We start from the raw sequence: 23,278 nt of genomic DNA, 5'->3' as shown, positions 1-23,278 counted from the left end.
ACGCGATCAGCTGGAGCGTTCGACGAGGGTCTCTGCGAAACGAGTGAGCGCTTCGCGCACGGTGCCACGCGGGAGCGGGGCGAGCGCGTCGATCGCATCCTGAGTCCAGGAGTGCGCGAGCGCGAGGGTCTTCTGCGTTCCGACGTGGTCGCGGAGCTCGGTCAGCGGTCCGTCGAGGATCGCGGGGTCGGCCCCTTCGGCGATGCGCGCCACCCCGTCGTCGATGCGAGCGGCGAGACCGATCGAGGCGTCATCGGCCTCGGCCTTCAGCAGCAGGTACGGCATCGTCGGAACCCCGGCCCGCAGGTCGGTGCCCGGCACCTTGCCGGTGTCCTCGGGCTTCGCCGACAGGTCGATCACGTCGTCGAGCAGCTGGAAGGCGACGCCGATCTTCTCGCCGTACACGCGCAGCGGCTCTTCGTACTCCGACGGTGCGTTGGAGAAGATCACGCCGCCCTGCGTCGCCGCGGCGATGAGAGAGCCGGTCTTGTCGGCCAGCACCTGCAGGTAGAACTCGATGGGATCATCGTCGGGCTGAGCGCCGATCGTCTCGTGCATCTGTCCGAGGACGAGGCGCTCGAAGGTGTCGGCCTGCAGCCGGATGGCCCGCTCGCCCAGGCGCGACATCAGCTGGCTCGCACGGGAGAAGAGGATGTCACCGGTCAGGATCGCGATGTTGTTGCCCCACACGGTCTGCGCCGCGGGCACTCCACGACGGCGATCCGCACCGTCCATGACGTCGTCGTGATACAGCGAGCCGAGATGGGTGATCTCGAGCGCCTTCGCGACATCGATCACCTGATCGGTGTTGCCGTCGCCGAGCTGGGCCGCGAGCAGCGTCAGCACGGGGCGGATGCGCTTGCCCCCCGCCTCGTACAGATAGCGGCTGGCGGCATCGGCGAGCGGATCGGCCACACGCACGTCGTCGGCAAGACCGGTCTCGACGAGCTCGAGCCCGTCTTCGATCGCCTGCGCGATGCGTCGACCGGCGGTGCCGATGAAGACACGGTCGCTGAAACCGAGACGGCTCGCCAGTCGCGAACCCGGGGCTACGCGGCTCGAAGTCACGGTCTCAGCCTACCGTCGTCAGCTGGGCGGGTACGCGCGTCGCATTCACGCGGGCTTGAACGCCCGGTGCAGCGCGACGATACCGAACGAGAGGTTGCGGTATTCGACCTCGGTCCACCCGGCCTCGCGGATCCACGCGGCGAGCTTCTTCTGGTCGGGCCAGTCACGGATCGACTCGTTGAGGTAGTCGTAGGCGTCGCCGTTGGTGCCGGCGACGCGAGCCACCCGAGGAAGCACCTGCGAGTTGTAGAAGCGGTACGCGGCGCGGAAGACCGAGCCCGGCGGGGTCGAGAACTCGTTGATCACCAGACGACCGCCCGGCTTCGTGACGCGCAGCAGCTCACGCAGCGCCTTCTTCGGGTCGTTGACGTTGCGCAGCGCGTACGACATGGTGACGGCGTCGAACTCGCCGTCGTCGAACGGCAGATCGGTGGCATCCGCCTGCACGAACGAGAGATTGCGGATGCTGCCGTGGCGGCGCTGCCCCTCGGCGAGCATGCCCGGCGAGAAGTCGGCGGCGACGACCTGCGCACCGCTGCGGGCGAGGGATGCCGACGAGGACGCGGTGCCCGCACCGAGGTCGAGGATCTTCTCCCCCGGCTTCGGGGCGACGGCCCTCGTCGTGGCCGCGCGCCAGAGCGCGTCGTTGCCGACCGTCATCGCCGTATTCGTCCGGTCGTAGCCCGCGGCGACCTGGTCGAACATGCCGCTGACGCGGGCGGGGTCCTTGCCGAGATCGGCGCGGTTGGCTTCGTTCGAGGTCACACGCCCAGTCTAGGCGCGAGGTGCAGCGCGTCGAGGCGGTCGAGCCAGAGATCCGGCGTGGCATCGTCGAAAGGGGCGAGGCGATCTCGCACCCGCCGCTCGAGATCGAGGGCCAGAGCCTCGAGTCCGGCCATGATCTCGGCGGGGTATCCGTAGCTCATGCTGTGCTCGGCCCACTCGTCGCGGTCGTCGACCCATGTGCCGCGCGGACCCTCGACCCGCACGACGTCGAGGTCCATGTCGATGCCGACGGCGAGGAGCGGGTCGTCCGACCAGCGCACCTCCCATCCGATGTCGATGTAGATCCGCATGCCCTTCGGGTGGTCACGGTTCACGGTCAGGGCGAAGTCGGACCGCCTCGGCACGAGCGTGACATTGGGGGCCTCGGCGATGTAGCCCGCGCCCGGTCGAGCGCTCGACCAGCCGACGGGCTGGCCGAGCCAGTCGCCCCACTCGTCGGCGCCGAGGTACACGCACTCATGACGCCAGTGCGGAGACCCGTCCCACTTGCGCCACTGGAAGATCATCTCGGTGCCGGGTGCGGGGCGGACGTCGCTCATGCACTCAGCGTAGGCGTGGCCTGTCACATCCCGGTCGACGGGTGACGAACTAGGCTGGAGGGGTGAGCAGCAGGCTGGTCGTGGAGACCCGTGAGATCGATCCGGTCGAGGATCTCCTGGCCTACGCCGACCCGTCGCGGCCTCTCGCCTGGCTGCGCCGCGGCGACGGCATCGTCGCCGTCGGCGACGCCATCGTCGAGACGGTCCGCATCCCCGCCGGCGCAGCGGCCCTGCGATCCGCTGCGATCGCTCGGGCATGGCGAGAGCTCGCGCAGGATGCCGAGATCGACGACGAGCTCGGGCTCCCCGGCTCCGGACTGGTCGCCTTCGGTGCGCTGACCTTCGACGAGGACTCCGCCGCCGACAGCATCCTCGTCGTGCCGGCGCTCGTGATCGGTCGACACCACGGGCGCACCTGGCTCACCCGCATCCGCTCGTCTTCGGCGTCGGCACCCGCGCCCGAGCCCGAGCCGCAGCCTGAGGCGGCGACGATCGCCTACGGCCCGCACTGGGCCGGCACCGTCGGCCCCGGTGCCCAGAGTCCGCAGGGCTATCAGGACTCGGTGCGCCAGGCACTCGAACGCATCGCCGCCGGCGAGCTCAGCAAGGTCGTGCTCGCACGCGACCTCACCGGCAGCATCCCGGCCGGTTCCGACCTGCGCCGGCTCGTGCGCGCGCTGTCGACCGGATACCCCGACACGTGGGCGTTCGCGGTCGACGGGCTGATCGGCGCGAGTCCCGAGACCCTCGTCACCGTGCAGCAGCGCACCGTCACCGCCCGCGTGCTCGCCGGAACGATCGGACGCGGAGCCGACGCGGATGCCGACACCGTCGCATCCAGCCACCTGGCCTCGAGCACCAAGGACCTCGACGAGCATGAGTACGCGGTGCAGAGCGTGCTGGCCTCGCTGCGTCCGCACACCCGCGCACTGGCGGCGAGCGAGCAGCCGTTCCTGCTCAAGCTGCCGAACCTCTTCCACCTGGCGACCGACGTCGAGGGCGAGCTGGCCGATGGCGGCTCGTCACTCGACCTGGTCGGCGCCCTGCATCCGACCGCCGCCGTGGCCGGCACCCCGACGTCTGCGGCGATCGCGGCGATCCGCGAGCTCGAGCCGTTCGACCGCGGGCGGTATGCCGGTCCGGTGGGATGGGTCGACGCGGCCGGCAACGGCGAGTGGGCGATCGCGCTGCGCTGCGCGCAGTTCACCCCCGCCGAGACCGAGATCGCCGTCACCGCCTACGCGGGCGCAGGCATCGTCGCGGGCTCCGACCCCGAGTCGGAGCTGCTCGAGACCCGGGTCAAGTTCCGTCCGCTGGTCGACGCGCTCGCCTGACCCGCGCCCGGACCGCCCGCAGTCAGCTCGCTGCGAGGCGCTCCTTCTCCGCGTCGACATCGAAGTCGGCCGCCGGCCACTGCGGATCGATGCGCTGCAGCGCGTCGAGCAGCAGCTCCTGCACGGCGAGGCGGGCGAACCACTTGTGGTTCGCCGGGATCACATGCCACGGAGCCGCCTCGGTCGAGGTGCGCTCGAACATGATCTGATACGCCGCCATGTAGTCGTCCCACAGCAGTCGCTCGTCGACATCGCCCGGGTTGTACTTCCAGTGCTTGTCGGGTCGCTCGAGCCGCTCCATCAGTCTCGACTTCTGCTCGTCGGGCGAGATGTGCAGCATGACCTTGACGATGCGCGTTCCCGATGCGGCGACCGCGGCCTCGAACTCGTTGATCGCGTCGTACCGGCGCTCGATCTCGTCCGCCGGGGCCAGCGAACGCACCCGGCCGATCAGCACGTCCTCGTAGTGCGAGCGGTCGAAGACGCCGATGAACCCGGGCTCCGGGAGGCGCCTGGACACGCGCCACAGGAAGTCGTGCTCGAGCTCTTCGTCGGTCGGCGCCTTGAACGCCGTGAGTGCGACGCCCTGCGGATCGACCCCGCCGACCACGTGGCGCACGATGCCTCCCTTGCCCGCGGAGTCCATCGCCTGCAGGATCAGCAGCACCGAGTCCTTCGCCACGCCGACGCGGCTCTCGGCGAAGAGCCGCTCCTGCAGCTGATTGAGCTCGTCGAGGCCCGCCTCGAGATCGCGCTTGCCGTCGGCTTTCGCGCCGCTGTAGCCGGGTGTGCTCTGCGGATCGAGGTCGGAGAGGCGGAATCCGTCGCCGACCTGGAGGGCCTTGGCCCACTCATGCGCTGTCATGCGTTCATCCTGCCACTGCGCATCCGCAGCGGAGGCGAAGATCCTCAGCGGGACAGCGGGATTTCGATCAGCTGACGGCCACCGGCCGGGGTGGTGAGGGCCTGGTCGAGTGCCGTGCGGGTCGTCACGCGCTGGTACTCCCATCCGTAGGCGAGTGCCAGCTGCTCGAGCCGCACGGCATGGGGCGTGTAGAACGCGCGATCGAGATCGGCCCGATCCGCCGTGCCCGCGACCTCGAGGCCGTCGAAGATCGTGCCGCCGCCGTCGTTGCCCACGATGACCTGGATGCGAGGCTCGTGCTCGTCGGGCGGGAGCAGCAGGGCGCCGACATCGTGCAGGAAGGTCAGATCGCCGAGCAGCACGCGGGTGACCCCGGGCGCTCCCCCGGCCTGACTGGCGAGCGCGATGCCCGTGGCGGTGGCGATCGTGCCGTCGATCCCCGCGAGCCCGCGGTTGGCGTGCACCGGGACCTTCTTGCCACCGAGCACCGCATCGGCCACCCGCACGAGCCGCGACGAGCCGAAGACGAGTCGATCGTGCGGCCAGGTCGCCCGCCAGACGGCGTCGGCGAGCAGCTCACGGTCGAGCGGCCGGCGCACCGCCGCCAGCTCGGCCTTCACCGCGTCGCGCCGCGCCGACGGATCGGTCGACGTGAGACCGTCCTGGTCGGGCGCCCGCTCGCTGAGATCGACGGCGTGAGCCGCGGATGCCGTGAGCCACGCACCGAGCCACTCGCGGTCGGCGACGCCGGGTGCGACCGATACGGACGCCGCGGCCGTCGTGCGGCCGTTGAGATCGAGAGCCTCGCCGCCACGTCGGACGGCGATCACGTCGACATCCGGCCGCGACAGCAGGCGAGCCACCTCACGACTGAGGGTCGGGTGCCCGAGCACGACGGCGCGCTCGATGCGGCCGCCCAGCTCGTGGTCGCCCAACAGCGCGCGATAGCCGTGCACGACCTGGCGACCGAAGCGCGCACCGCTGACGATCTCGGCGATCAACGGCCAGGATCCGGCGTGCGCGATCTCTTCGGCATCCGGTCCCGCGTCGGCGCCGGCGATGACGACCGTGCGCGGCCCCCGCTCGAGCAGGAGCGGTTCTGCCGCCACTGGTCTGGGCACGTCGCCCGGCACGATGTCGACGGTCGGGAGGTCGCCCGACAGCGGCTCGCGCGACGGCAGGTTCAGGTGCACGGGGCCGGCGACACCGGCCAGACCGTGGGTGGCATCCGCGCCCATCGCCGCGGCGACGGCGCGCATCGCGAGACCCGCCCAGTCACCGTCGCCCGGCACGGGGGCATCGATCTGCTCGCGCACCCAGGAGGCGAACATGCCCGGCTGGATGGTGGCCTGATTGGCTCCCACTCCGCGCAGCTCGGGCGGCCGATCGGCCGTCAGGAGCAGCAGCGGCACCCCCGAGTGGAAGGCCTCCATCGCTGCGGGAAGGAGGTTGGCGGCAGCGGTCCCCGAAGTGCAGAGCACCGCCGCGGGCACACCCGTCTCACGCGAGAGACCGAGCGCGGTGAATCCTGCGACCCTCTCGTCGATGCGCACGTGCAGACGCAGCTGCCCCTGATTCGCGGCATGCACCGCGGCGAGCGCGAGCGCCTGAGATCGAGACCCCGGCGAGAGCACGAGATCGCGCACGCCGTGGCCGATCAGGTCGGCGATCAGGGATGCCGCAGCATCCGTCGCGGGCGATGACGTCACGGACGCGCGTCCGGCGCCGTACCGTCCGGTGCGGCTCCGTCGTCGGTCTCGTCCTCGAGACGAGCGAGCTCCTCCTCGAGACGGCGGATGCGCGCATCCTGCTCGCTCTTGCTGATGCTGCGGAGGAACTGGGGGTCGTCGTCGGGCGCGATGATCGTGATCGCTCCGCCGTTGTCGTTCGCGCGGCGTCGGCCGATCGTGAACCAGAGGATGCCCCCGATGACCGGGATGAGGATGACGATGGCGATCCAGGCGGCCTTGGGCACACCCCGGTGTCGCGTCGGCGGCTGCACTGCGCAGTCGACGATGCTGTACACCCAGAATATGGCGGCCAGGAAGCCGCCAACGATCAACAGTCTCGCCACCCCTCCAGTGTAGGCGGCTCTGTGTCGCGTGGATCTGCCTGGGCGCTCAGCGCGGGCGCCGATGCCCGATTGTTAGACTGCGCGGACCATGCCTGCCCCGTCGATGCCACTGCGTCACCAGGGCGTCGAGCGGATGCTGATCCTCCGGGTCGGTCTCGCCCTCGGCCTCGCCCTGCTGCTCGTCATCGGCGCGTGGTCGGCGTCGCACGGCAAGGCGGATGCGCACACGACGCTGTGCCTCGCTCCGGGCGCGAGCGTCGCGTCGGTCACGGCGCACCACGACGAGACGAGCATGGTCGAGTCCGCTCCATCGGACGACGCCGGGATCGTCATGGTCGCGGCGCTCTGCTGCGTCCTCCTCGTGCTGCTCTCGTTGCGCTCCGTCAGAGGCGCGCCGCTGATCCGTCGCGCTGCGGTGGTACGTGCATCGGCTCCGAGCCGCGCGGGTCCTCGTCTGCACGTCCCCGCACTCACCCTCGCTCAGCTCTCGGTCTCCCGCACCTGAATCAGGCACGCCGCTCGTCGACGACCCCGGCCGCGCTCGTCGCGGCTCACTCACCCTGCCTGATCCGAACCGTTGGAGAACCCCATGAAGACCCCTGTCAAGGTGGCCCTGATCACCGTCGCCGCCGCGATCGTCCTCGCGATCGTCGGCGTCGCCTACGCCCTGTCGCAGCGCCCCGCAGAACCCCTGTCGCCCGAGGGTGAGAAGCGGCAGACAGTGCGCACCGACTCGCACGTCCTCGACGACGGAGGACCGGACGCCGTCACCGTCGTCGAGTTCCTCGACTTCGAATGCGAGGCATGCGGAGCGTTCTATCCGATCGTCGAAGACCTGCGCGAGAAGTATTCGGGCGAGATCACCTACGTCGTGCGGTACTTCCCTCTGCCCGGTCACATCAACTCGACGCAGGCCGCTCTCGCCGCCGAAGCCGCGGCGCAGCAGGACCGCTTCGAGGACATGTACCACCGCCTCTTCGAGACGCAGGCCCAGTGGGGCGAGAAGTCCGAGGAGACGCCCGAGGTGTTCCGGGGAATCGCGGCCGAGCTCGGACTCGACATGGCCGCCTACGATGCGGCGATCACCGACCCGGCGACGCTCGATCGCGTGCAGGCCGACAGGAGCGACGGCGAGCGGCTCGGAGTGCGCAGCACCCCCAGCTTCTTCATCGACGGCGAGCCCGTGGTGCTGGAGGCGTGGGGGGACCTCGAAGCGGCTCTGGAGAAGGCCGTGGAGCAGTAGCCCGCAGAGCCGCCGTCAGAGGAGTCCTCGGGCGAGGAGCGCCTCCTGGTACGCGCCCGCCTTCGCGCTGACGACCTGACGGCAGGCGATCAGCGTCTCGATCTGCGCGTCGAGAGAGCGCTCGTGCGCGCGCAGCAGGGCGAGACGCTCGGCCTCGTTGCCGCTGCCGGCGCGCACCAGGGCGGCGTACTCACGCAGCAGGGCGATGGGGGCGCCGGATTCGCGCAGTCGCGCCAGCAGCGCGAGCCACGCGAGCGAGTCGTGCGCGTAGACCCTCCGACCGCCGGGGGTGCGCGGCACGTCGCGAGGGAAGAGCCCTTCTGCCTCGTACCAGCGCAGCGTGTGCACGCTCACGCCGGCCAGACGGGCGAGCTCGCCGATGCTGAACGTGCGCGTCGTGTCGATCACATCCTCCACGAGGACTCCTCCTTGACTTCGAGTGCACTCTAGATCGTACGGTCGGAGCATGACAGATGCACTCCCCCCTCTCGACATGATCGCCCGTCAGCAGCCCCTCGCCTCGGAGTTCGGCTACCGCTCCACTGCGGCCGAGGTGATCGCCGGGGTCGACCTCTCGGGCAAGACCGCGATCGTCTCGGGCGGATACTCGGGACTCGGACTCGAGACGGTGCGTGCGCTCGCGAATGCCGGAGTGCGCGTGATCGTGCCTGCGCGTCGTCTCGACGCCGCCGAGGAGGCGCTCGCAGGGATCGACGCGGTCGACGTCCGCAGCGCCGACCTCGGCGACCTCGACTCGGTGGCAGCGTTCACCGAGACCGTCCGTCGCGACGGACGCCCGATCGATCTCGTGCTCGATGTCGCCGGCATCATGGCCACCCCGTTCGGTCACACCGCGCAGGGCTTCGAGTCGCAGTTCGGCACCAACCACCTCGGCCACTTCGCCCTGGTCAACGGAGTGGCCGACCTGCTGCCGGAGGGCGCTCGCGTCGTCTCCTACTCCTCGGGAGGGCACTTCCGCTCCCCCGTGCGATTCGAGGACATCGACTTCGAGACGACGCCCTACGACCCGTGGGTCGCCTACGGGCAGTCGAAGACGGCGAACGCGCTGTTCGCCGTCGGGCTGGCCCGTCGTGGCGCGGCCCGCGGCATCCTCGCCTTCTCGGTGCACCCGGGCGGGATCATGACCGACCTGCAGCGGCACGTGCCCCGTGCGGAGCTGATCTCACGCGGCTGGATCGACGAGGACGGCACGCCGAACCCGCGCTTCAAGACTCCGGCAGAGGGAGCGTCGACGGGTCTCTGGGCCGCGACGGCTCCCGAACTGGCCGATCGCAGCGGCGCATACTGCGAGGACTGCTCGATCAAGGGCATCGTCCCGCCCGAGCACACGGACATGACGACCGGCGGCGTGAAGCACTGGGCGATCGATCCCGAGGCCGCCGAGCGGCTGTGGGCGCTCTCGGTCACCGCGACGGGAGTCGACGGCTTCGCCTGAGCGGCGGCCCGCGTCGGGCTGCTGCCGTCAGTCGGCGGCGAGACGGAGGATGCGGTCGTCGCCGGGCGAGGGGCTTCCGCGTCCGTCGGTATCGTTCGTGAGCACCCAGAGCATGCCGTCCGGTCCGGCGACGACGTCGCGCAGCCGGCCGAGCTCCCCGACGAACCGCTCGGTGCCGGAGGTCAGGTCATCGAGTGGCACGACGCGCAGCCGCTCGCCGCGGAGCGTGGCGATCACGATGTCCGCGCCGACGACAGCGATGCCGCTCGGGCTCGCCTCGTCGGGCCTCCACTGCTGCACCGGATCGATGTGCTCGTCGTCATCGGCGATCCCCTCGACCTCGGGCCAGCCGTAGTCGCCGCCGGCCTCGATGACGTTGAGCTCGTCCCAGGTGTCCTGTCCGAACTCGCTCGCATACATCGTGCCCTCGGCATCCCAGGCGATGCCCTGCGGATTGCGGTGTCCGTAGCTGTAGACGGGCGACTGATCGAACGGGTTGTCGGGGGGCACCTCACCCGCGGGAGTGAGGCGCAGGATCTTGCCCGACAGCGCGTCGAGATCCTGCGCACTGTCGCGGTCGCCGGCATCGCCCGTCGTGACGTAGAGCATCCCGTCAGGGCCGAACGCGATGCGCCCGCCGTTGTGATTTCCCGCGGCGGGGATGCCGTCGACCACAGTGGTGGCGGGTCCGAGCGACAGCGCACCGGCGGCTCCGACGATCGGCCGCCGCTCGACCCGGTTCTCGTCGTCGGCGGTGACGTATGTGTAGAGCTCGCCGTCGTGCACCGCGAGCCCGAGCAGGCCTCCCTCGCCACCCGGCGAGACCCCGTCGATCACGTCGACCTCGCGCGCCTCGCCGTCCTCGGCGATCTCGAGCACGCGGGCGGTGTCGCGCTCGCTCACCAGGGGCACGTCGCCGTGGAATGCGATCGACCAGGGGGCGTTGAGATCCTCCGTGAACGACTCCGCCCCCGACACCGACGTCGACGTCGGCTGCGCCACACAGGCAGCGAGCAGGGCGACGCTCGCCGTGATCGACGCGATGGATGCGCGCCGACGTGTCGTCGAGGAGCGATCGGATCGGTGCGCGGACATGACTCCATCCAACGCGGAATCGACGCCGAGCGACAGCGTCGACCGGGTGTGCGTGCCGATGAACCCATTTCGGAGAGTCGGATGCAGGAGCACAATACCGATATGAACGAGGGCGCTTCCGTGGAGCAGCCCGTGCCTGCGGAGGGGCCGGGAGGGCCGCACGACGATGTCGCGCCGCTACGGACGAGCGGGGAGTCGGATGCGGTGCTGGGCCGCCGTGCGCAGCTTCTCGCCACCGAGCACTGGGGGCTTCTCGCCGCCCGCAGCACCGCGCAGAGCGAGGTGCTGTCGCGCATCACGATCTTCCTGACCCTCGTCTCCGCCGGACTCGTGACCATCGGACTGCTGGGGCAGGCGTCGGACTTCGGCGGGTGGTTCGGCGGCGCGTCGCTCGCGATCCTCGCGTTCCTCGCGGTCATCGGCTTCATGACCCAGGTGCGCGTGATGAACGTGTCGGAGGAGGACATGATGTACGTGGTCGCGATGAACCGCATCCGCGGCGCGTACGTCGACCTGGATCCGGAGGTCGCCGATGTCTTCCTCGCCTCGCCGCACGACGATGAACCGGGGATGAAGCGCACGTACTCGTTCCTCCGTCCCCGTCGCCTGAGCATCCTGCTCGGCAGCTCGGTCATGCTGCTGATCGTCGTGAACGCCTGCGTCGTGGGGATGCTGGTCGGCTCGGCCGTGATCGCGGGTGGCGGCGCTTTCGCCGGGGCTATCGCAATCGGCATCGTCGCGGGAGTGGTGCTCGCCGCCGGCTTCATGACGTTCGGCGGCGTCGGCTACCGCTGGGCATGGAGCCATCACGCGCCACGACGTTCCACTCCGGAAGGCGACGGTCGGTCGCTACGCTGAGCGCATGACCGAGGCGCGAACCCCCACATCGCATCCCGTCGCCGCCGTACTGCGGCGCATTCCTGCCACCCTCACGATGGTGGCTGTGATCCTCGCCGTCGGCGTGATCTGGCAGGGCCTGTGGACCCCGTTCGAGAAGACCGACCTGTTCGGCACCGTCGCATACGGCCTGCCCAACCTCGCGCAGGGGATGTGGTGGACGCCGCTCACCGGCACGTTCTTCGTCAACGAGCCGTGGGTGTACCTGTTCACGATCTCGGGCTTCTGGGGCATGGCGTATCTCGAATACCGACGTGGCACCAGGGTCGCGCTCGCGTACTACTGGGTCGGACAGCTCTTCGCGATCCTCGCCACCGCGCTCGTCCTGTTCGTCGCCTCGCAACTGCCCTGGGCGTGGGCTCAGGAGCAGGCCCAGGCGCTCGATGTCGGCGCCTCCGGCGGCACCATGGCGTGCATCGCCGCCGCGATCGGGCTCTTCCGCCCGCCGTGGCGAGTGCGCGGCTGGCTCGTGCTGCTCGGTTTCGTGTTCATCGCGATGCTGTTCTGGGGTGCGGTCGCCGATCTCGAGCACCTGCTCGCGGTGCTGCTCATCCTCGTCGTCGACCGCACCCTGCGTGTGCAGCGGACCACGGTGCGAGAGCAGCGTCTGATCGCCGTGATCTCGCTCATGGTGCTCGGAGCGGTCGAGATCATCACGACTCTCGTCGCCACCGACGGCCCGTTCGGCCCGACCGAGCCCGCGTCGGGAGGGTTCATCGACCTCGCGCTCGACCTCGTCGTCATCGTCGTGCTCGTGAACGGACTCCTGCGCGGCCGTCGCTGGGCGTGGGTTCTCGTGATGCTGCTCGGGCTCTTCAACATCCTGGTCGCAGCTCTGGTCCTCATCCTCATCACGGTGTTCTCGCAGGCGCAGGTCGATCTGCGGTGGGACGGTGAGACGGAGCTCGCGCTCGCCAACGGCTTCCTCTGGGTGATCCTGCTCGTCTACCTGATCGCCGTGCGCCGCGCGTTCCGGGCGAAGCGCAAGTCTCTCCTCGGCATCCAGCCGGCCCCGACGGTCGACGACGTGAAGACCGAGCTGCGCGCGCACGGCGGGGGCACCCTGTCGTGGATGACGACCTGGGAGGGCAACAACTACGCCCGCAGCGATGCCGGGATCGTCGCCTACCAGCGACGGGCCGGTGTGGCGCTCGCGCTCGCGGATCCGATCGGGCCGCCCGCATCCCGCGCGGTCGCCGTCACAGAGTTCATCCGCACGGCGGAGCTGGCAGGCCTCGTCCCGTGCTTCTTCAGCGCAGACGACGCCACCCGGGCCGCCGTGCCCGCCGGCTGGCGCAGCCTGGTCGTCGCCGACGACACCATCGTCGACCTGCCGGGTCTGGAGTTCACCGGCAAGCGCTGGAACTCGGTGCGCAGCTCGCTCAATCGGGCGGGGCGCGAGGACATGACCTTCCGGATGACGCGCCTGGCGGACGAATCGTGGGGCGTCCGGCAGCAGCTGCGTGCGATCTCCGAGGCATGGGTCGGCGACAAGGACCTGCCTGAGATGCGGTTCACTCTCGGCACGCTGGATGAGGCGGAGGACCGCGAGGTGCGACTCGCTCTCGCGATCGCCCCGAACGGCGACGTCGACGGCTTCCTCTCGTGGCTGCCGGTCTATGGCGAAGGCGGCGTCGTGCGCGGCTGGACGCTCGACCTGATGCGCCGCCGCGACGGCGGCTTCGCACCCGTCATGGAGTACCTGATCGGTTCGTCCGCGAAGCAGTTCTCCGAGGAGGGTGCCGAGATCATGTCGCTCTCGGGTGCTCCGCTCGCGCACGACTATCCGCCGGACGCGGGCATCATCGCCGTCCTCAGCGAACGCCTCGCCGAAGCGCTCGAGCCCGTGTACGGCTTCGGCTCGCTGCACCGCTTCAAGCAGAAGTTCCACCCGCGGTACGAGACCATGTATCTGCTCTTCCGCGACGAGAGCGATCTCGCGGCGATCGGCACAGCGCTCACCCGCGCGTTCCTGCCGGATGCGACGCTGAGGCAGTTCGCGGGAGCGGGGCTGGAGCTGGTGCGCGGCAGCAAGGACTGAGGCCTCACCTTCCTGAGGTGATGATTCCGCGCTCGCCGAGACCGGCACCGCCAGGATGAAGCCATGACCGACACCTCCGTTCCCGTCACGTTCGCGAACTTCGCCGAGATCGAGACGGCCCGCATGTTCGCCGCGATCGCGGCGTCGGCCGACGGTTCCAACCGGTGGAACCACTATCGAGTGCCCACGCCGATCGACCAGCAGACCGTGATCAGGATGAATCGCGACACCCTCTACAGCGCTGCGATCATCGACATCTCCGAAGGGGCGACGATCACCGTGCCGGATGCCGGCGACCGGTACGTCTCGGTGATGCTGGTGAACGAGGGCCACTACATCGACCGGGTGCTGCACGACCCCGGCGTCCACTCGCTCTCGGCCGAAGACCTCGGTTCCGATTTCGTGCTCGCGGCCACTCGCATCCTGGTGGATTCCGAGGATCCTGATGATGTCTCGATCGTGAACGCCCTCCAGGACGAACTCGCTGTGAGCTCGACCGGCGCGCGGGAGTTCGCTGCGCCGACCTACGACGAATCGAGCTTCGCCGAGACCCGCCAGGCGCTCCTCACCCTCGCGAAGGGCCTCGGCGGTCTGGAGCGCTGCTTCGGTCGAGCCGAGGACGTCGACCCCGTGCGGCACCTTCTGGGGACCGCAGCCGCCTGGGGCGGTCTGCCCGAGAACGAGGCCTTCTATATCAACGTCGATCCCCGGCTCCCGGTCGGCGAGTACACGCTGCGGGTCGGCGACGTGCCGGTGGACGGCTTCTGGTCCGTCTCGCTGTACGACGCGGAAGGCTATTTCGCTCCGAACGACGCCGGCGCATACAGCGTCAACAGCGTGACGGGCGTGCGGGATCCGGACGGGTCGATCACCGTGCGCTTCGGCGGCGACCCCGCACTGCCCAACGTGCTTCCCCTCACTCAAGGGTGGAACTACCTGGTGCGTCTCTACCGACCTCGACCAGAAGTGCTGGACGGCACGTGGTCGTTCCCCGCACTCACGGCGAGCTGATCCCGCGCCCGAGGGGTGGCGCTACGGGGTCGAGCGGAGCGGCACCGAGACGTCGCCGCCCGCTTCCTCCGTCAGTCGCTCCCCCATCTGCACGAAGGTCGGCTCGGCGATGAACCCCCCGGCGAAGAGGGCCTGACCCTGTGTGAAGGTCTGGGACCTGCGGATCGCCTCCTCCGGCGCGAAGCCGAACACCTCGGCCAGCTCCGCCAGGTCGCGCGGCGCGTTGACGCGCATCAGACCGAGGTTGTCGCACTGCGAGAGCACGTTCGGATGGATCTTCGTCGGCCGCTGTGTCGACAGGAACAGCCACAGCCCGAACTTGCGACCCTCGGCGGCGATCTGCACGAGCTGCTCGGTGAGCGCCCGCTCGACCTCGGTGCGCGGGTCGGGAGGGCACAGATTGTGCGCCTCGTCGATCACGATGAGCAGGGGCTTTCGCTTCTCGCGACGAGCCCACAGGTGCTCGAGCACCGCGAGGGCTGCGACCTTCGGTTCGGCGGGGTGGTCGAATCCGCCGAGGTCGAGCACCGTCACCCGCGGCCGCTGCTCGATCACGTCGACGACCGACGGCTCGCCGCGGGACCAGAGCTCCCACTCCAGCACCTGCAGGTTCTCCATGCGGTCGGCGAGTCTGTTGCGGGCGTCGTGCCCGCCGTCGCGCAGGTGGGGCACGATGCGATCCGAGCCGAGCAGCCTCGCGTTCTGATCGAGATGGAGGAGGACGTTGTACTCCTCGGCATCCTGGATCGGACTCATCCGCAGCACGGCTGCCTTGGATGCCGGCGACAGATCGATGTAGCGCACGCGCAACGGCTCGCCCTCGACGCGCCCCGAGCGGAACACCCGGATGTCGGAGTCCGCGATGCGCTGGGCGTGATGCGGGGCCGCGGACGGCCGCGTGCTCTGCAGCCGCACGAAGTCGGCGTTCGGGTCGAGGATCAGCATCGGCAGCTCGGTCTCGAGCAGGAGCTGCTCGAGCACGACGCCCAGCGCGTAGGTCTTGCCGCTGCCGCTCTGGCCGCACCAGAAGGTGTGCCGGTTGAAGCGCCGCGGATCGAGGGTGACGGTTCCGAGCCCGCTGTCGAGAGGCGTGCCGATGGTGAGTGCGGTCATGAACTCAGAGTGCCCGCAGAGGGCGGGTGGCGAAAGCGGACCTCACCTTGTCGGTGCGATGCGCGGGTCAGTCGCTCGGGCGCCTGCGCAGCTGCTTGACATCAGTGCGCTGCTGCTTCGCCTTGAGCCGCCGCTCTTTCGACCCTCGACTCGGCTTGGTCGCGCGGCGCTGCGGCGCCGGCGGACGCAGCGCCTCGGCGACGATGCTCGCGAGTCGTTCACGTGCGGCGTCGCGGTTGCGCAGCTGGGCGCGGTGCTCGGATGCGGCGATGGTCAGCACGCCGTTCACGAGACGCCCGCTCAGCCGATCGAGGAGGCGATCACGCTGGTGCGGGGTGAGCGTCGTGCTGCCCGCGGCATCCCACAGGAGTTCGACCCGCGAGTCCGCCGTGTTCACACTCTGTCCGCCGGGGCCCGACGACCGCGAGAAACGCCATGACAGCTCGGCCTCGGGGATCGTGAGACCCGACGAGACCCGCAGACCGGGGCGATGAGGACTGGGCATGTATCCATCATCCCCCGGCTGCGGAGCCTGCGTCTCAGCTGCGGGCGTCCGTGACCGCGACCGGGACGTCCCTCGCGTCGGTCTCGACCTCGGCCCCAACATCGTGCGTCCGCGCGTCCTTCTTCGCCGTGTTCGCGATGTGCGCACGGGACACGACGATCACGGCGACGATCATCAGCGCGACGCCGAGCCAGTAGGGAGCCGCATGGCTGACCGTGACATAGAGCGCACCGGCGATCAGAGGGGCCGCCGTGTTCATCGCGGCGTTGAGCGACTGCGTCGCTCCGCCGAGCCAGCCCTGCTCGTCGTCGCCGACCGCGTTCGACATGGCTCCGTCCATCGCCGCGGTCGAGGCGCCCTGCCCTGCGGCGAGCATCAGCGCACCGACGATGAACACCCACGGCTGCGCGAAGATCGACGCGACGACAGCGAGCCCGGCCAGTCCGATCGCCTGCGCCACGATGCCGCTGATGATCACGCCCCGCTCGCCGATGCGAGGAAGCAGGATGCCGAGCAGCACGCCCTGGATGAGGATGTCGATGATGCCGACGCCTGCCGTGAGCAGACCGATCTGCGTCGGCCCCCACTGGATCGAGTCCAGCGCGAGCACGCTGAAGTTGTTGACGAAGAAGCCGAACGGAAGCGCCAGGAGGCCGAATCCGATCATCAGACCACGCAGCTCCTTGCGTCCGAACGCTTCCTTGAAGACGCCGAACGGCTGGATCTCGCGCACCGAGATGCGCTCGATCCGGTTCTCGGGCGCGAGGCTCTCGGGCAGCAGGAAGATGCTGAGGATCGCGATCACGAGGGCGACGGCTGCGGTGAGGAAGACCGGCAGCTGCAGGCTGACGGCCGCGAGCAGTCCGCCGATCGCGGGTCCGATCATCATGCCGATTCCCGAGAGCGCACCGAGCAGACCGAACCGCTGAGCGCGCTTCTCGGGCGGCGTGATGTCGGCGAGGTAGGCGAAGAGGGCCGGAAGGTCGCCGGCGGTCAGTCCCTGGATGACACGCGCGAGCACGAGCACCCAGATCGCTCCCCCGATGCCGAACAGCGCCATGGCGAACGCCGCTCCGAAGGCGGCGGCGATGATCACCGGTCGTCGCCCGAAGCGGTCGGACAGGCGACCGAGGAAGGGGGCGACCAGGAAGGCGCACAGGCCGTTGATCGCTTCGAGGATGCCGACCCAGATCGCGAGGTCGCCTTCGTGCGACACGTACTGCAGCACGACGAACGGCAGGACGGGAAGCACGACGGTCATGCCGACGACGGTGAGCATCGTCAGCACGATGAGCATGGTCCAGGCGCGCTTGTCGCTGCGCGCGAGCGATGTGTTTAGTGAAGTCACTCCGAAACTGTATCAATACCAGTTTTGTTGTCAAGCCAGTTTCGGATCGGGTTCGCGATATCGTGGACACATGACGAACGCTGAGCCGATCGGTCGCCGCGAGCGCAAGAAGGCCGCGACGCGCAAGAACATCTCCGACGTCGCGACGATGATGTTCCTCGAGCGCGGGTTCGACAACGTCAGCATCCGCGAGGTCGCGGACGCGGCCGACGTCTCCCCGACGACGGTGTTCGCGCACTTTCCGCAGAAGGAGGCGCTCGTCTTCGACGAGGACGACGAGCAGCGGGACCGGCTCGTCTCCGCCGTTCGCGACCGCGCCCCGGGCGTCACCATCAACCGCGCGATCCACGACTTCTACACGGCCGAGGTGGACGCGAACCTCGCCGAGCACGGCGCGGAGGTGTCGCAGGTCTTCTCGCGGTTCCTCAACGAGACGCCGGCGCTGCGTGAATACGCCGCCCGGATGTGGCTGCGACACGAGGACGCGCTCGCGGATGCGATCGCGGTCGAACTGGGGCTGACCCTGGCCACCCCGGAGATCCGCGTGTACTCGCGGTTCGTGCTGCAGATGCAGCTGCTCGTCAACGAGAGCGACGACCAGCTCGGGCTCCTCGCCGCCGGATTCACCGTGCTCGAGAACGGATGGGCGCCGGTCGAAGCGCGGATCACCGGCGAGGACTGACGGCGTCACCTGTGAAGTGGACGCGACGGCGGGAGTCGAACCCTACGCACTCCCTCGCCACCACGTGAGCACAGCGGGCGATGGTTGAAAACACGCGGATCTTGATCCTGCTCCAATCACCGCAAAGCGATCTGAATCACGGCTTGTGTTGTCACGGTGTTGTCATGTGGTCGATCCCGCACAGCGGTGACACCATGCGGTCATGGGCACTGGGGAACGGACTTGGCTGAATCTGTCCGCGGCGGCGAAGCGGGCGAAGTTGGATCGGCGCACGATCAGGCGGTGGCATCAGCAGGGGATGCCGACGGAATGGCGCGACACCGCAGACGGGCAACGCGAGCTCGTAGTCGACGAGGAGACGCTACCCGCGTGGAAGCGCAGGAAGAACTCGAGCAACCCGGCGCAGTTCTACCGGCTGCGGAAGCGCCTTGCCGACTTCGGAGCGCCCCCACCCGAGATGCCCGCCGAGATCCAGGCTCAGCGGGCCAGGAGAGCCGCTAGAAGCGCCGGAGACGTCCCGGGGGGCGAGCAGGAGCCAGAAGCGCCTCAGGTCGCGTGGGAGGCGATCCTGCGTGAGCTTCCGAGGCTCCGTGCGTCCGATGAGTACGCCGCGCTCGACACGGCACTACAGGACGACGAGCCTGGATGCCGCGACGTCGAGGCTTTCACATCAGAGAACTTCGACACCGACGAGCTTCCAGTGCTGCGATCGATCTGCGCAGCATGTGACGTGCTCGATCAATGCCACGCGTTCGCGCTCGTTGAGAAGCCGAAGCTGGGATTCTGGGCAGGTCAGACGTGGCGAGAGATGCGTCAGAGCATCCCGTAGACGTCTCGTCGCGCCGGTGTCACGCGACGCGTGCGCATCACTAGAGTCGGAGCATGCCGCCAAGCACACAACCACCTGTCGACTCTGGACTCTCGACCGCTGATCTCGTGAGTGGCGGGCTGTCACTGGCGGCACTCATCGTGTCAGTGGGGGCGTTGCTCTTCACCTTGCTGTGGCGAGCTCGACCGTTGATCCGGGTCGAGTTCAGCGCGATCGAAGGCAACGATTCTTCGCATGCGAGTCCCACTTGGCGAGTGCGTATCGCGAACCGTGGCAACGGTGACGCCTGGGACGTGAGGCTAAAAGCGGAACCGGGTGACGGCCTGGGGTCTGTGATCTTGGTGGGCACTCTGAAGCCCGACGAGATGTATGACGAGGAGCTCATGATCTCGCCGTTCGTACCGTCTGACCCCGCGCGCCCCCGGGAAGATGGCAGCTGGGATAGCGGCCCGGTTGACGAGAAGAAGCTGAAACTAGTCATCAGATGGCGAGCGTTGCCATTCATCCGGTGGTACCGGTCAAAAACCGTGAAGGCGACGACGGTTGTCGAGGAGTCGGAGTGGTACATCCATGCCCCCGACAGCGACCTAGGAAAGCGGTCAATCTAGGCGTCGAATTCAACCGCGGTGCGACGCGTCGTGCGGATCCTCGCTACGCGTCCCACCTGGTGCAGGCGACGCGTCGTCCGTGGCCGGAAGCGACACCTTCGATCGAGCCGCACGGTTTTTAGTGATGGTCTCGGTCAGTTCGTCGACCGACAACCCCCCGGGGTGCCATGCACGCTCCGCCGCTTCTCGCGGGGTGAGAGCGGCTGTCTGCTCGGCGCACTCGGCGACGAAGTCAGACAGGCTCTGCAGCGCTTCTTCCCGAGTCGTCATTCGCGATGCCTTCAGGCGATCAGGTGCCCATCGGGAAGAGTCTCGTCCGTCGGGATCTCTCCGCGGTCCATAGCGCGTTGCCAAAGGAGGTATCGGATCGACTTGATCTCAGGCTTGGGCAGTCCGCGAAAGTCAACGAAACAGTGTCCGGGTGCGCGGTCGACCCCGGGAATCTCAGGAGACTCGCTGTCATCGATCGCATAGACCCCGGCCTCGAGAACCTCTCCCACACTTACCGCCCAGACCCCTGTAGACCGACTTCCAGTGCTACGACTGTTATGCCAATCGCGCGCCGTCTGCGCGTCGACCACTGAATCGCGCGAGTACGACGGCATGCCGCGGTCCGCTGTAGACGGTCCGAACACGTGCGTCAGGATCGTGCCGTCGGGCACCATCCATTCCGTTATCTGGCGCAGGGCCAGTTCGTCCGGGTCGACCAGCAGGGTCTCGCCTTCTGCGAGCTCCAGGTCAGGAACGTTGGTCACGCGCTCGCTCCCTTCGCGAACGACGCCGCTTCGGAGGCGTCGTTCGTTTCGATCTGCCGTCCACGATGCTCATCGCGGGCCATGCTGAACAGCTCGAACGTGCCGTCCTCGAGGATCTCAACGGAGCGAATGCCCTCTTGGTCGGTCCACTCGAGAAGGACGCCACCGTCTTCGGTAGGTGCCATTGCCGGAGGTGTAACCCCAGCTCCGATGAACCGCATCAGAGCCTGCGTGGCGTCAAGTGCGATCGAACTGATCTGCTCTCCATGCCCTCCGGCCCACGCCTTCGGCAACGAGGCGTAGCGCGCGAGCGAACGACCCCAGTCCGTGTCGTCGAATTCGACGCGCTCGATCTTCGTCGTTGTCCAGAAGGACCACGGTTTTCCCGCTCTGTGCCGCAAGTCGCCGAAGATGCGGGTCAGAGGGCCGTCGCTTGTCGAGTTCACTACATCGCGCAACGCGTCGAGCATTTCTGGGTTGTCCCGATAGCGACCGTGGATAGGCCCGTACGCCTCGCTGTTGAGCTCGTACTTCATGTTCTCTGCGTCGATCACCGTGACGCGTGCGACGAGGCTCGTTTCTTCGTGGGTGATCCCAGTTGCGGGCTTCACGAGGGGCGATTGCAGGAAAGTCGAGAGGATCAGACGCTCAGCAGCAGCTGGCCGCGATTCCACTGTGATCGCGATCGGCTCCGAGCGCTGACCATCGACGAAGAACTGCAGTGACTGGCCTGCCTGCAGGGTCTCGCCGATCTCGGCGAGCGTGCCCCGCACTTCGTCGCCAACTTCATCAGGAAGTTCGGGCAGGTCTAGCCCTAGATACGCCGCCTCTATTGTCGAGTCGACTGCATCCTGCGCACTGGCTTGGTACTCCTCGAACACTGCGTGCTGTTCGAAAGCGAGGAAGATGTCCGCGCTACCCTCTTCGATTCTCTCAATCGCGAGACTCACGGCTTCAGTGATTTCGGCGGGAGGAATCTCGCCCGGGTGCTCGCGGCGCCACTCGTGCTCCGCCATGAGTTGCACGGCGCGCTGATAGCGCTCGAGTTCCACCAGCGAATCGATCGGGAGACGGCCCCCCTCGAAGCGAGGGCCGGTCAGCTTGATGCGCTTCGCACTCCGCTGTTCCTCGCCAGTCATGAGCCTCATCGTAGGGGGCACCAGCGACGAAGCGCTATTCGCTCAGCGTTGCTGAGTGAGATCCCGCATGAGGCCAGCGCACAACTGCTCGATTACCCGGTGCACTCGGTCGTAGACCGCCTGGCTCTGACGCCAGCGATTGCTCACCGGGGTCACGTCGATCTTGTCGCGACTGCCCGGGACCGCCGCCGCCCTCAGACGGATGCACATGCCGGCCCACCCGTCGAGAACGATGATGCTGTCCGCATCTCGGATCCAACTCCAGTCAAACTGCCGCGCGACGTGGTCGCTGCAGTCATAGCCCTCGGCCTCGGCGCTCCTCCGAGACCGAGCGCGGACGGAGCTGCGCGGTGAGCTCGCCGTTCTCGAAGGCCCTGTAGAGAGCCTTTCCGTTGGGCCCACTCACCGCTCGCCTCAGTCTCGAGGCTGGTTCAGGAGTGGCATTCGCGGTCACAAAATGCTCTTGAACTGGGGTTTTTGTGTCGAGGTGGTGGGAAATCCGAATCCAACCCCGGGGGGAGAGGAACAGCCCGGGCGGGAGGTGTCCGCTGGTGGGGTGGTTGTTGGATTTTTTGGTGGGGGTGGGTGCCGGTCGGGGGTGGCTGACAAGATGGGGCCAATTAAGGAGAAGGAGGAGCAATGGCGCTTCAGGTCACCGCAGTGCGCAAGGACGGGGATGGTGACATCACTCATCTGAGTGGTGGATTGTGGCAAGACACGATCGAAGGTGTCATCAAGGACATCGAGCAGGGGAAGTACGGCTACTACGTGCGGGTGGGTGGCGTGGATGCTGCGGTCTATGTGGTGCCCGCGACGATCTACCGCAAGAAGCACTTGAGGACTACTGCTGACACGACGACCCGGAACAACCTCGACGAGTTGCCGACCTTCTGATCGGCGCGGGTTGTGTCGTGGGGTCCGTGTGTGACCCGGACCCCACGACGGGTGGTGGAGAGCCTCGCGAGGCGAGTGGCCTAATCCCTCCACCGCGGCGCCGACCTTCGTGCCACCATCGGCCGGCGCCGAGTCATCTATCCAGCGAAGGAGAGCGTCCCTGCTTCGAACGCGTGCTCGGAGTCCGAGAGGAGCGCGATCGCCGCCGCCTGTGCGCGCTGAGCTTCCGCTTCCTTCTCGGCCCTCACTGCCCGGGCGATACGCGCATCGCGGGATGCGAGCCTGTCGTCCACCTCGCTGGGCGTGTTGAGTCGGAGTCCTCCGCGCGCGAGCTCGAACCAGTCGATCGAGTTCGACCTCTCGACGCGGTACTCATCGCCAAGCGACCAGTTGTCTCCGGCTGCGAACAGCACCGACATGTTCGGCTCCCGGTGTCGGGATCGCGTGGACGGCTGCTCATGCTCAGCAGGGCGGAGGTTGAACACCTCGACCATCTGAATCCGGAGCCTCACGAGCGGATAGATCGCCTCCCATGAACGGCGGGCGTCGCGCCAAGCCGATGTCGCGGCATCGTTCTCCATGCTGATGATCTCGTCAGCGGTCGTATTCAGCGTGAAGCCGAACTCACTCACCGCATCGACCAGCGGTGCCGCCGCTTCCTCGAAGCGAGGCTGCAGCGCGACCACGATGTCGTCCAGCTGAGGGATCACGGCATCTGAGAACTCGCGGGTCGCGGCCTTCGTGAACGCCGAGATTCCGGGCTTCAGGCCTTGGCCGTCGCCAGGCGAAGCATGAAGCCTCACCGATCGATCGGTGACGAATTCACGGATTTGCTCGGGAGTCATCGCGAGCAGACCGCCCGCTTCAGGTGCATCCGCGAACGACTCAGCGGTCGCGATCACATCTTTGACGGCGTAGAGCGACGGCGGAACCGGCACACCGAAGCGCTCGCACTGCTCGAGGAACTCGGTCGCGTGGTACAGATTCACGAGCGGC

At 68.1% G+C, this 23,278-nt stretch carries 25 protein-coding genes; 11 read left to right on the top strand and 14 right to left on the bottom strand.

Going from position 1 to position 23,278, the window contains the following annotated elements:
• Positions 1-6 precede the first annotated feature (6 nt).
• From ACZZZF_RS15860 to ACZZZF_RS15850, 3 genes are read right to left on the bottom strand one after another with little or no spacing between them, the layout of a single operon-like run.
• On the bottom strand, positions 7-1,068 hold the full coding sequence (locus ACZZZF_RS15860; protein ID WP_053097535.1) for a polyprenyl synthetase family protein: 1,062 nt from the start codon (positions 1,066-1,068) through the stop codon (positions 7-9).
• A 45-nt stretch (positions 1,069-1,113) separates the two neighbouring features.
• Positions 1,114-1,773: a ubiquinone/menaquinone biosynthesis methyltransferase gene (locus tag ACZZZF_RS15855; RefSeq protein ID WP_222839434.1), complete on the bottom strand. Its 660-nt coding sequence runs from the start codon at positions 1,771-1,773 to the stop codon at positions 1,114-1,116.
• A 56-nt stretch (positions 1,774-1,829) separates the two neighbouring features.
• Entirely contained in the window at positions 1,830-2,393 is a 564-nt protein-coding gene (locus ACZZZF_RS15850; RefSeq protein ID WP_463499539.1) for a hypothetical protein, read from the bottom strand.
• Positions 2,394-2,455: 62 nt separating this feature from the next.
• Here ACZZZF_RS15850 and ACZZZF_RS15845 point away from each other — a divergent pair, with 62 nt between their 5' ends.
• Positions 2,456-3,727: an isochorismate synthase gene (locus tag ACZZZF_RS15845; protein WP_463499537.1), complete on the top strand. Its 1,272-nt coding sequence runs from the start codon at positions 2,456-2,458 to the stop codon at positions 3,725-3,727.
• A gap of 22 nt (positions 3,728-3,749) precedes the next feature.
• Here ACZZZF_RS15845 and ACZZZF_RS15840 read toward each other — a convergent pair whose 3' ends face one another.
• From ACZZZF_RS15840 to ACZZZF_RS15830, 3 genes are read right to left on the bottom strand one after another with little or no spacing between them, the layout of a single operon-like run.
• Positions 3,750-4,592 (bottom strand): polyphosphate kinase 2 family protein, encoded by an 843-nt coding sequence (locus ACZZZF_RS15840; protein WP_053097539.1) that lies wholly within the window; start codon positions 4,590-4,592, stop codon positions 3,750-3,752.
• Between the two features lie 44 nt (positions 4,593-4,636).
• Entirely contained in the window at positions 4,637-6,301 is a 1,665-nt protein-coding gene (gene menD / locus ACZZZF_RS15835; protein ID WP_463499534.1) for a 2-succinyl-5-enolpyruvyl-6-hydroxy-3-cyclohexene-1-carboxylic-acid synthase, read from the bottom strand.
• Complete coding sequence (locus tag ACZZZF_RS15830) at positions 6,298-6,666, bottom strand: PLD nuclease N-terminal domain-containing protein (protein WP_053097541.1); 369 nt, start codon at positions 6,664-6,666, stop codon at positions 6,298-6,300. The genes menD and ACZZZF_RS15830 overlap by 4 nt, the downstream gene beginning before the upstream one ends.
• 88 nt (positions 6,667-6,754) lie before the next feature.
• Between ACZZZF_RS15830 and ACZZZF_RS15825 the strand changes: the two genes are divergently transcribed.
• Both ACZZZF_RS15825 and ACZZZF_RS15820 read left to right on the top strand, forming a co-directional pair.
• Positions 6,755-7,171: a hypothetical protein gene (locus ACZZZF_RS15825; protein WP_320490397.1), complete on the top strand. Its 417-nt coding sequence runs from the start codon at positions 6,755-6,757 to the stop codon at positions 7,169-7,171.
• 84 nt (positions 7,172-7,255) lie between these two features.
• Entirely contained in the window at positions 7,256-7,909 is a 654-nt protein-coding gene (locus ACZZZF_RS15820) for a DsbA family protein (RefSeq protein WP_056279680.1), read from the top strand.
• Positions 7,910-7,924: 15 nt separating this feature from the next.
• On the opposite strand, the gene ACZZZF_RS15815 is transcribed toward ACZZZF_RS15820, so the two are convergent.
• On the bottom strand, positions 7,925-8,326 hold the full coding sequence (locus ACZZZF_RS15815; RefSeq protein WP_056279678.1) for a MerR family transcriptional regulator: 402 nt from the start codon (positions 8,324-8,326) through the stop codon (positions 7,925-7,927).
• A gap of 49 nt (positions 8,327-8,375) precedes the next feature.
• Here ACZZZF_RS15815 and ACZZZF_RS15810 point away from each other — a divergent pair, with 49 nt between their 5' ends.
• A complete protein-coding gene (locus tag ACZZZF_RS15810) occupies positions 8,376-9,365 on the top strand; it encodes an oxidoreductase (protein ID WP_463499533.1) in 990 nt (329 codons plus the stop codon).
• A 27-nt stretch (positions 9,366-9,392) separates the two neighbouring features.
• Here the strand turns inward: ACZZZF_RS15810 and ACZZZF_RS15805 are convergent, their stop codons facing one another.
• A complete protein-coding gene (locus ACZZZF_RS15805; RefSeq protein ID WP_463499531.1) occupies positions 9,393-10,460 on the bottom strand; it encodes a PQQ-dependent sugar dehydrogenase in 1,068 nt (355 codons plus the stop codon).
• Between the two features lie 102 nt (positions 10,461-10,562).
• Here ACZZZF_RS15805 and ACZZZF_RS15800 point away from each other — a divergent pair, with 102 nt between their 5' ends.
• The 3 genes from ACZZZF_RS15800 to ACZZZF_RS15790 all read left to right on the top strand — a co-directional run bounded on the left by ACZZZF_RS15800 (position 10,563) and on the right by ACZZZF_RS15790 (position 14,409).
• The gene (locus tag ACZZZF_RS15800) at positions 10,563-11,318 is read left to right on the top strand and encodes a hypothetical protein (RefSeq protein WP_463499529.1); all 756 of its coding nucleotides are present in this window, start codon (positions 10,563-10,565) and stop codon (positions 11,316-11,318) included.
• Between the two features lie 4 nt (positions 11,319-11,322).
• On the top strand, positions 11,323-13,398 hold the full coding sequence (locus ACZZZF_RS15795) for a bifunctional lysylphosphatidylglycerol flippase/synthetase MprF (RefSeq protein WP_463499526.1): 2,076 nt from the start codon (positions 11,323-11,325) through the stop codon (positions 13,396-13,398).
• A gap of 63 nt (positions 13,399-13,461) precedes the next feature.
• Complete coding sequence (locus ACZZZF_RS15790; protein WP_463499523.1) at positions 13,462-14,409, top strand: DUF1214 domain-containing protein; 948 nt, start codon at positions 13,462-13,464, stop codon at positions 14,407-14,409.
• A 21-nt stretch (positions 14,410-14,430) separates the two neighbouring features.
• Here the strand turns inward: ACZZZF_RS15790 and ACZZZF_RS15785 are convergent, their stop codons facing one another.
• From ACZZZF_RS15785 to ACZZZF_RS15775, 3 genes are all read right to left on the bottom strand, one after another.
• On the bottom strand, positions 14,431-15,522 hold the full coding sequence (locus ACZZZF_RS15785) for an ATP-binding protein (protein WP_463499520.1): 1,092 nt from the start codon (positions 15,520-15,522) through the stop codon (positions 14,431-14,433).
• Between the two features lie 67 nt (positions 15,523-15,589).
• The gene (gene arfB / locus ACZZZF_RS15780; RefSeq protein ID WP_363521103.1) at positions 15,590-16,027 is read right to left on the bottom strand and encodes an alternative ribosome rescue aminoacyl-tRNA hydrolase ArfB; all 438 of its coding nucleotides are present in this window, start codon (positions 16,025-16,027) and stop codon (positions 15,590-15,592) included.
• 34 nt (positions 16,028-16,061) lie between these two features.
• Positions 16,062-17,375, bottom strand: a complete 1,314-nt coding sequence (locus ACZZZF_RS15775; protein WP_233277235.1) for an MFS transporter — start codon at positions 17,373-17,375, stop codon at positions 16,062-16,064.
• Between the two features lie 70 nt (positions 17,376-17,445).
• On the opposite strand from ACZZZF_RS15775, the gene ACZZZF_RS15770 reads away from it, so the two are divergent.
• The 3 genes from ACZZZF_RS15770 (at position 17,446) to ACZZZF_RS15760 (ending at position 19,494) form a co-directional block, all read left to right on the top strand.
• Complete coding sequence (locus ACZZZF_RS15770) at positions 17,446-18,057, top strand: TetR/AcrR family transcriptional regulator (protein ID WP_463499517.1); 612 nt, start codon at positions 17,446-17,448, stop codon at positions 18,055-18,057.
• A 202-nt stretch (positions 18,058-18,259) separates the two neighbouring features.
• Positions 18,260-18,886 (top strand): WhiB family transcriptional regulator, encoded by a 627-nt coding sequence (locus tag ACZZZF_RS15765; protein ID WP_463499516.1) that lies wholly within the window; start codon positions 18,260-18,262, stop codon positions 18,884-18,886.
• A gap of 53 nt (positions 18,887-18,939) precedes the next feature.
• Positions 18,940-19,494: a hypothetical protein gene (locus ACZZZF_RS15760; RefSeq protein ID WP_463499514.1), complete on the top strand. Its 555-nt coding sequence runs from the start codon at positions 18,940-18,942 to the stop codon at positions 19,492-19,494.
• A gap of 281 nt (positions 19,495-19,775) precedes the next feature.
• Here ACZZZF_RS15760 and ACZZZF_RS15755 read toward each other — a convergent pair whose 3' ends face one another.
• Together ACZZZF_RS15755 and ACZZZF_RS15750 are read right to left on the bottom strand one after the other, a co-directional pair.
• The gene (locus tag ACZZZF_RS15755; RefSeq protein ID WP_463499510.1) at positions 19,776-20,249 is read right to left on the bottom strand and encodes a hypothetical protein; all 474 of its coding nucleotides are present in this window, start codon (positions 20,247-20,249) and stop codon (positions 19,776-19,778) included.
• Positions 20,246-21,388, bottom strand: coding sequence for a hypothetical protein (locus tag ACZZZF_RS15750; protein WP_463499507.1), 1,143 nt, complete (start codon positions 21,386-21,388; stop codon positions 20,246-20,248). Before ACZZZF_RS15750 ends, ACZZZF_RS15755 begins: the two co-directional genes overlap by 4 nt.
• Positions 21,389-22,027: 639 nt before the next feature.
• On the opposite strand from ACZZZF_RS15750, the gene ACZZZF_RS15745 reads away from it, so the two are divergent.
• Positions 22,028-22,282, top strand: a complete 255-nt coding sequence (locus ACZZZF_RS15745; protein ID WP_463499505.1) for a DUF3892 domain-containing protein — start codon at positions 22,028-22,030, stop codon at positions 22,280-22,282.
• Between the two features lie 137 nt (positions 22,283-22,419).
• Here the strand turns inward: ACZZZF_RS15745 and ACZZZF_RS15740 are convergent, their stop codons facing one another.
• Positions 22,420-23,271 carry a hypothetical protein gene (locus ACZZZF_RS15740; RefSeq protein ID WP_463499502.1) on the bottom strand — a complete coding sequence of 284 codons (852 nt, stop codon included), beginning with the start codon at positions 23,269-23,271 and terminating at the stop codon, positions 22,420-22,422.
• Positions 23,272-23,278 lie beyond the last annotated feature (7 nt).

The organism is Microbacterium sp. AC215 (assembly GCF_979258645.1).
The sequence above is the reverse complement of the archived record's forward strand: the minus strand, read 5'-3'. Positions and strand labels throughout refer to the sequence as shown.